The organism is Sphaerospermopsis sp. FACHB-1094 (genome assembly GCF_014696195.1).
GTDB lineage: Bacteria > Cyanobacteriota > Cyanobacteriia > Cyanobacteriales > Nostocaceae > Sphaerospermopsis > Sphaerospermopsis kisseleviana.
Genome location: NZ_JACJPT010000012.1, coordinates 81,215 through 89,324 on the forward strand (window position 1 = coordinate 81,215; position 8,110 = coordinate 89,324).

4 protein-coding genes and 1 pseudogene are annotated in these 8,110 nt (G+C 33.1%); 2 read left to right on the forward strand and 3 right to left on the reverse strand.

Annotated elements, in window-relative coordinates; genetic code table 11:
* Nucleotides 1–122 precede the first annotated feature (122 nt).
* The 3 genes from H6F47_RS05785 to H6F47_RS05795 all read right to left on the reverse strand — a co-directional run bounded on the left by H6F47_RS05785 (nucleotide 123) and on the right by H6F47_RS05795 (nucleotide 6,712).
* Nucleotides 123–4,961: a type ISP restriction/modification enzyme gene (locus H6F47_RS05785; RefSeq protein WP_190648027.1), complete on the reverse strand. Its 4,839-nt coding sequence runs from the start codon at nucleotides 4,959–4,961 to the stop codon at nucleotides 123–125.
* Nucleotides 4,962–6,017: 1,056 nt separating this feature from the next.
* Nucleotides 6,018–6,341: an XRE family transcriptional regulator gene (locus tag H6F47_RS05790; protein WP_096566139.1), complete on the reverse strand. Its 324-nt coding sequence runs from the start codon at nucleotides 6,339–6,341 to the stop codon at nucleotides 6,018–6,020.
* Complete coding sequence (locus tag H6F47_RS05795) at nucleotides 6,338–6,712, reverse strand: type II toxin-antitoxin system RelE/ParE family toxin (protein ID WP_190648029.1); 375 nt, start codon at nucleotides 6,710–6,712, stop codon at nucleotides 6,338–6,340. Before H6F47_RS05795 ends, H6F47_RS05790 begins: the two co-directional genes overlap by 4 nt.
* Before the next feature lie 267 nt (nucleotides 6,713–6,979).
* Here H6F47_RS05795 and H6F47_RS05800 point away from each other — a divergent pair, with 267 nt between their 5' ends.
* Nucleotides 6,980–7,900: a phosphodiester glycosidase family protein gene (locus tag H6F47_RS05800; RefSeq protein WP_190348721.1), complete on the forward strand. Its 921-nt coding sequence runs from the start codon at nucleotides 6,980–6,982 to the stop codon at nucleotides 7,898–7,900.
* Nucleotides 7,901–7,914: 14 nt separating this feature from the next.
* Nucleotides 7,915–8,110 (forward strand): annotated as a pseudogene (locus H6F47_RS05805) (hypothetical protein); the annotation flags it as partial.

An 8,110-nucleotide genomic window follows, 5' to 3' on the forward strand; every position in this document is an offset into this window, starting at 1 on the left:
TAATATTGAACGCAGATGTAGCTTGCTTCCCGAAGGGTACGCGGATAAACGCAGATGATTTTATGGTTATCCCGTTTATTTGTAAGGGTTTAGCATTGCTAAACCCCTACGTTGATTGTACATTACCATTCATTCAATGCTGGTAAACTTTTTACTATTCTCACTGTTTCTAAACTTACCCTAACTATCCTCTTCACTAAATCTACTATATAACGCGGATCTTCTGACCAGTGGTTAGGATCATTGACTATTCCACTATCTTTATCTTTGGTGATTTTATACCTTTCCATTATCCATTCTAATGCTGATTTTCCATTTACTATATATTCGTAGGTTTCTAGGGGGATTTGTGATAAGGTGATTTTACTGTTATAGATGATGGTGGTTTTATCTATTCCGTTTTTGTTCTTACCAAATACCATTTTTTCCACACGGTAATCTTGAGTATCTAAATATATTTCTGGTGAAAATTCTTTGATTTCATAAGGTTCTATGGTTTCATAGTTTATATGATATTCTGCTAATTCTCTACCTGCTTTACTGAATGTCCAAAAGTCTCCCGTGTAGGGGATGCGGGGTAACATTTTTTTTAAGTCTGCTGCAAATCTTTGTTTATATTCTGGGGAGTGGAGGACTCCATATATGTAATAAAATATGTCTGTTTTGGTGATGGTTTTGTCTTGATATTTTTTCTGGAAGTCTTTTAATATGCTATCGGAAATGTTTTCTTTTTTGGTGTATTGTTCTGTGGTTGCTGTTGCAAATAGTTCTCCTAGTTCGCTTTGTTTTTCGTAGGTATATAGGGGGAAACATTGACCTGTATGTTGAAAATGTAAATTAGGAATAACATCTGTTATTAAAGCTGAAAAATCCTTTTGTGCGCCAATTCCAGTAACACAAATTGCTAAATTTTCTAAATTTTGATTAGGAAATATTTTAGGAATTTGGTAAACACAGTTATTTAGATATCTATTAAAATAATATATTTGTTTGCAAAAAGGACGATACATTCCTTTTGTTACTTCATCTTCGTTAAAGCTGTGTATTTTAAATTTTCCGCAATCTTCCTTTAACTCTCTTGTCCAACTAATCTTTTTAGCATCAGTATCAATAAAACTTTCTACTTGTTTCTTTCTTTGTTCAACATTATTCAGATTTTGACCTTTTATAATCTTCTTAAAATCTTCAACTTGTTGATTATAAAAGTCAATCATTCTCGTCATATTATCAATAACTGATTTATGAGAGAAATTATAAACCCAAGTATCACGATTTGTTTTTACCCCATTTGAATACAAATCAAAAATAGTTTTTTCTTGCTGATTTTTTTTATCACCTAAAGAAATAAAACTTTCAAAATCATCATTACGTTGATTAATCCAATCATAATTTTCATTAGGGGTAATTTCTGACCATTGGATAGTAGAAATATCACCAAAACTTTTAATAATATTTAATTTTTCCTCACGACTTAAATAATCACCAATATCATGATAAAATAACTTACATTCCTGTTTTTGATCAGGATTTTTGATTAATAAAATCACAGCAATACCAGCTTGACTACCAGAACCAAAAATTTGACCACCTTCTCTTTTCCAATCACTAATTCTCATATCTCCTTTTAGATTAAAACAATAAATGCTAGTAAATTCATCTACTAAACATTTTCTTAAACCATCAGCATAGCTTTTATCAATGAAGTTTCCATTGGTTACAAAACCAACTATACCTTTATCTTTAATTCTATCACTTCCCCATCTAAAACCGCGAATATAAGAATCATAAAGTTTATTTTTTAAAGTAGCAGTAGAATATTTAGCGTAAGTATTAGCAATTCTACCATCTAACTGATCATATTTAAGATTTTTATTCCCATCATTTTCGCTAGTTTGTCCAGCAGAATAAGGAGGATTACCAATAATCACAGTAATATCATTTTGCTTTTGATTAATCACCCGTTGATTATTTTCCGGGAAAATCTTTTCTAACAAATAACCGTCATTTTCAAACATTTGAAAAGTATCAGTTAAAACAATGCCATTAAAAGGCCGATATTCACTACCAGCTAAGAAATGATAACTTTCCTCAATATTAATCGCAGCAATATAATAAGCTAATAAAACAATCTCATTACAATGCAACTCATGACTAAATTTCCGTTGTAAATCTTCCCGTTTTATTAACCCACTTTGCAACAACCGGACAATAAAAGTACCCGTACCTGTAAAGGGATCTAAAATATGTACACCCTCATCAGATAAACCCACACCAAACTCTTGTTTTAAGGCAAAATCAGCACTTTTAATAATAAAATCTACCACTTCCACGGGAGTATAAACAATCCCCAATCTTTCCACTAACTTAGGAAAAGCAGCACGGAAAAATTTATCATATAATTCAATAATAATCCTCTGTTTTCCTTCCGCATTATCAATACCGCTTGCGCGTTCTCGCACACTTTGATAAAACTTTTCTAAAGTCTGCACATCCTTTTGCAAAGATTGATTTTCTAACACATCTAACATTCTTTGCATGGTTTGAGAAACGGGGTTAAATTTAGTAAATTCATATCCTTCAAACAAAGCATCAAACACAGGTTTGGTAATTAAATGTTGAGATAACATTTCAATTGCTTCTTCTGTGGTGACATTAGGATTAATATTTTGATGTAAACCTGTGATAAACTCATCAAATGCCTTTTTCGCTTCTGATTCAGAACTTTCTAATAATGCTTTAATTCTGGAAGTGTGACCTTCAGCAATTTTCGCTACATCTTTAGCCCAATCTTCCCAATAACGACGATTACCACATTTAGTAACTATTTTTGCATAAATCGCATCTCGCCATTCTTCAACGGGGAAATTTAACTCTAATTGTTGATAGGAACTTCCCGTATTTGTAGATGTAGAACTATCATTTTTTTGCCTACCACCAACCCCAACCACACTAATTTTATTCGGACGACGTTTATTGAGATCAATTTTATTGACAGTATCATTAAATCTGTCATCATGGGCGCGTAATGCCTGTAATACTTGCCAAATTACCTTATATTTTTCATTATCCTTTAAAGCGACATCAGGCGACATATCCGCAGGAATACCCACAGGTAAAATAATATAACCGTATTTTTTCCCCTCTGCTTTTCTCATCACCCTCCCCACAGACTGCACCACATCCACCACGGAGTTACGAGGAGTCAGGAACATGACAGCATCCAACGCAGGAACATCCACCCCTTCCGATAAACACCGTGCATTGGAGAGGATGCGACAGATATTACCCCCCCTAACCCCCCCTTGTGAAGGGGAGGAATAGGAGGGTTCAGCTTTTAACCATTCTAATTTTTCGGTTCTTTGTAAAGCGTTTTGTGTACCGTCAACGTGCTGTAATTCACATTCTAAAACTGTCTCATCATCGGGGTTTAATTGTTGATAATCATTGATAATATTAGCGAACAATTTTACAATTGTTTCTGAATCTTTAATACTGCGAGAAAAAGCCACCGCCCGTTTCATTGGGGTTTTATCTTCTGTATCATCTCCTTCTTCATCGCTAAGTAAACGTTTAGCTAAACCATTCCAACAACCGACAATTTTTACCGCATCTTGTAAATTTAATTCGTTATTTGCATCTGCTAACTGTTGTTGAAAAGTTGCACCCACAAATTTTTCATCAACTGCTAACACCATGACTTTATAATCAGTTAATAAACCAGTGCTAACAGCTTCACCAAAACCTAAACGATGAAATTCTTTACCGTAGATTTCCACATCATCCATTGAACATAAAAAAGCCTGATTTTCTTTAGCTTGAACTTTAGTATCATCGCTGTAAATTTTGGGAGTTGCTGTCATATACAGCCGTTTTTTAGCTTTGATAAAATCTTGATTATGCACCTTCACAAAATAAGATTCATCCGTTCCCGCAATAGTTACTCCTGTGGTTCTATGTGCTTCATCACAGATGATTAAATCGAATTGTGGTAAACCAATTTTTTGCGCTTCCGATATTGCTTGAATAGATTGATAGGTGGAGAAAATAACAGTTAATTCTTTTTTATCTGCAAAAGTTTGATAGGATTTAATAATATCTTGAGCGTTAGTTGTAGGAGGAAAAGCTAAATCATTAACTGTAATATCTGCAACATCATGGTTGGTGAGCGAAGTCGAACCCTTTTTCTTATTTTTACCCACATTGACATCAGAACACACTGCTATACTATGAAAATTAATCTCACTTTCAGCAGTCCATTCTCTCAAAGTTTGGGAAAGTAAAGAAATAGAAGGAACTAAAAACAGAATTAAGTTATTATCTAAATTATTATCTCTAGGAAAATTTTCCGCAATTTTCAACGCAGTAAAGGTTTTACCAGTACCGCAGGCCATGATTAATTTACCTCTATCTGCATTTTTAAACCCAGTGAGGACTTTTTCTAATGCGGTTTGTTGATGGGGACGAATGCTTTTTTTAGGTTTAAGTTCTAAATTATCAGGATTTTTTAAACTGTATTTATTCCAATCAATAGGACTATTTTCTAAATCATAAATAGTAGCACGAATAACGGGAATTTGTTGATTTTCTAATGCTGCTTCCGCGTGTTTACTCCATTTAGAAGTAGTAGAAATAATCATCCGCTTTTTAAATAAATTTGTCCCGGAAGCGGTGAAAAATGAATCTATATCTGATTTTTCTAAGGTCTGATCTAAATCATAACATTTACATTGTATCGCCCAATAATCCCCAGTATCCTTTTCCACTGCTACTAAGTCAATACCTGTATCTGGCATATTTCCCCGTTTAGGAAATTCCATCCATAACCAAACTTGGCTAAAATGATCTTTATAAAAGGGGTCAGTTTTGAGATAATTTAACATTAAGCGTTCAAATTTATCACCTAAATCACGGGTAGAGGTGGAAGTTTGTTTAAATTCGTTTAATATTTTTTGAATAGTCATATTTATTGGGTAATGGGTAATCTTTATAGATCCCGGATTTCTTTAAGAAGTCCGGGATCTGAATCTATCTAATCTAATCAATATAATAACTACACTTACGTATAGTTGTAAAGTCTTGACTAAGTTATGTTGTATTAATTTTTTTATTATTTTGTTAATGTAACTTAATATAAGTTAATGAATTTGTCTGAATCAGGATGTCCAGGATTTGAGGATTTTCAGGATTGTGATTGTTTAAATTTCTGAATTTGTCTGAATCAGGATGTCCAGGATTTGAGGATTTTCAGGATTGTGATTGTTTAAATTTCTGAATTTGTCTGAATCAGGATGTCCAGGATTTAAGGATTTTCAGGATTGTGATTGTTTAATTGATGGTTTGATTTTATAGATTTTATTTGTCTGAATCAGGATGTCCAGGATTTAAGGATTTTCAGGATTGTGATTGTTTAAATTTCTGAATTTGTCTGAATCAGGATGTCCAGGATTTAAGGATTTTCAGGATTGTGATTGTTTAAATTTCTGAATTTGTCTGAATCAGGATGTCCAGGATTTCAGGATTTTCAGGATTGTTATTGTTTAAATTTCTGAATTTGTCTGAATCAGGATGTCCAGGATTTAAGGATTTTCAGGATTGTTATTGATTACTTTTCTGTTTGCATCAGAATCTAAAGATATTATAAGCTGTTGTGCATTTAATTTGTATAAGTGGAACAGGCATCTTGCCTGTTAAACAAGAGTTCAGAACATTAGGATTATACAATTTAGCTGTGTAACAGCTTATCATTATTTAATCTAAATTTATCATCTTTTCGTAAACCAGAAACTTAAAATAAAAATTACATCCTGTACATCCTCTAATCCTGGTTATCCTGATTCAGACAAAAAGACAGAAAATCAAACCATCAATTAAACAATAACATCCTGTACATCCTCTAATCCTGGTTATCCTGATTCAGACAAAAAGACAGAAAATCAAACCATCAATTAAACAATAACATCCCGTACATCCTATAATCCTGGTTATCTTGATCTTGCTTACACCACGCTATCAGAAAATTACAAAACTATCACAGTTTCACCTTGATTAACAACATCATAATAACGAATATGTAAAGTAATTTCTGCATCAAGTTTTTTCAGAAATATCAATAATTTACCCTCACTAAAACGCTGAAATTCACCATTCATTAAATGAGATACTTCCGGTTGAGAAATACCTAAAATCTCGCTAATTTCTCGCCGTTTCAAATTACGTTGTTTTAAAATTTTAATTACTTGTATTCCAATTTTACCTCTAGTTAAAAGTTCATCAGCATTAGCAAAACCTAAATCTTTAAAAACATTACCACTACTTTCTGTAAATGTCTTTTCTTGGTTCATTGTTCCTGTTCCCTTGCTACTGCATCTTTGTAACGTTGTTTAATCAAATCAACATCAGACTGTGGGGTTTTAATTCCCTGTTTTGACTTCTTCTGAAAAGCGTGTAAAACATAAATATTGTTGCCAATTTTTACTGCATAAACACACCTATAAGTATCCGTATCATAACGTTTAACAATTTCATATACACCACTCCCTAAACCTTTAAAGGGTTTTGCATCCATTGGAGTTTCACCAGCTTGTATTAATTGTAGTGAGTAACCTATAGAACTGCGAACCTCTTCTGGAAATGAACGGATATTTTTCAGAGAGTCCCCCATCCAAATCAGGGGACGCAAAGGAATATCTATAATACCTTCTTCATTATCCATTATATATAAAATTTCCTATAATTACAAATCAGATCATATCATAAAAATGAAAAATCACATCCTGTACATCCTCTAATCCTGGTTATCCTGATTCAGACAAAAAATTTTGACTTTTGACTTTTGACTTTTGACTTTTGACTTTTGACTTCCCAAAGGGTGTCCTGATTCTGATAAAATAAACCATCCTGTAAATCCTATCCATTACCAATCACCAATTACCAATTACCAATCACCAATTACCAATTACCAATCACCAATTACCAATCCATGAAAAAATTATCTTTCTTATTCCTCTTAATTAGTAGCAGTTTCTTATTATTAGGTTTTCAGGATCAGGTGGCTAATTCTCAACCAAAACCATCAACTATTTGTCCTGGTAATAATTCTCGGTTTAGTATTGAATTTTTCAAGACTAATAATAAAGGTGAACGTTATTCTAGAGGTATTAATCATGTAATTGTTTTTAATCCTAAATCCCCCCATTTAGATTTTAAAGTAAATGTGGGTTTAGATCATAAAATCTATGCTAAGGATGGTAGGGGTAATTTTAGAAGAGAGTATATCCCTAAATTTTTTAGTCAATTGGTAGGTGATGAAAATTCCAAGTTAAATGGTAGAAAACCTATTGCAGCTATTAATGCAGATTATATAGATACGGTGAATAAACCCCAAGGTTTAAATATTTCTCGTGGTGTAGAATATTCTGGTGCTTTTAAAAATAAACGTTCTTCTTTTGCGATATCTGGAGGAAACCCCAGTCAGCGTGTTGCTACTATTCAGATAGGAAAAAGAGGATCTAATTTACTAAATTATAATGTAGTAGGTGGTAATGGTAGATTTTACAATCAGGGTGTTTTTAAAGATATTTGCAAAGCTTTAGGTGATTTTGCTTGTAAAGGTGCTACTAACCGTTCTATGGTAGCAATTACCAGTAAAGGTTATGTAATTCTGTTAGTTAATGATGTGAAAGCTAATTCTAGTATTCAAGTTTCTGCAAATAATAAAGAGTTGTTACCTAGTCAGTTTGATGATGTTTTAGAAGGTATTGCGAGAAATAATTGTTTAGGAAGAATTAGGGAAGGAATGTTATTTGATGGGGGTATGTCTCCAGGGTTGTTTTATAATAATAAGGTGTATGTGGAAAATTTTGGTCCCATTGGTTCGGTGTTTCTCATTTATAAGAAGTGAAAGATAGGTAGGGTTTGCTGAAAAAGTTATCTGTGAGGAGTCAGGAGTTCAAGGAGTCAGGAGTTCAAGGAGTCAGGAGAAAGATAAATATTTCCTGTTTCCCCAGTCCCCAATCACCAATCACCAATCACCAATCACCAATCACCAATCACCAATCACCAATCACCAATCACCAATCACCAATCACCAATCACCAATCACCAATCACCA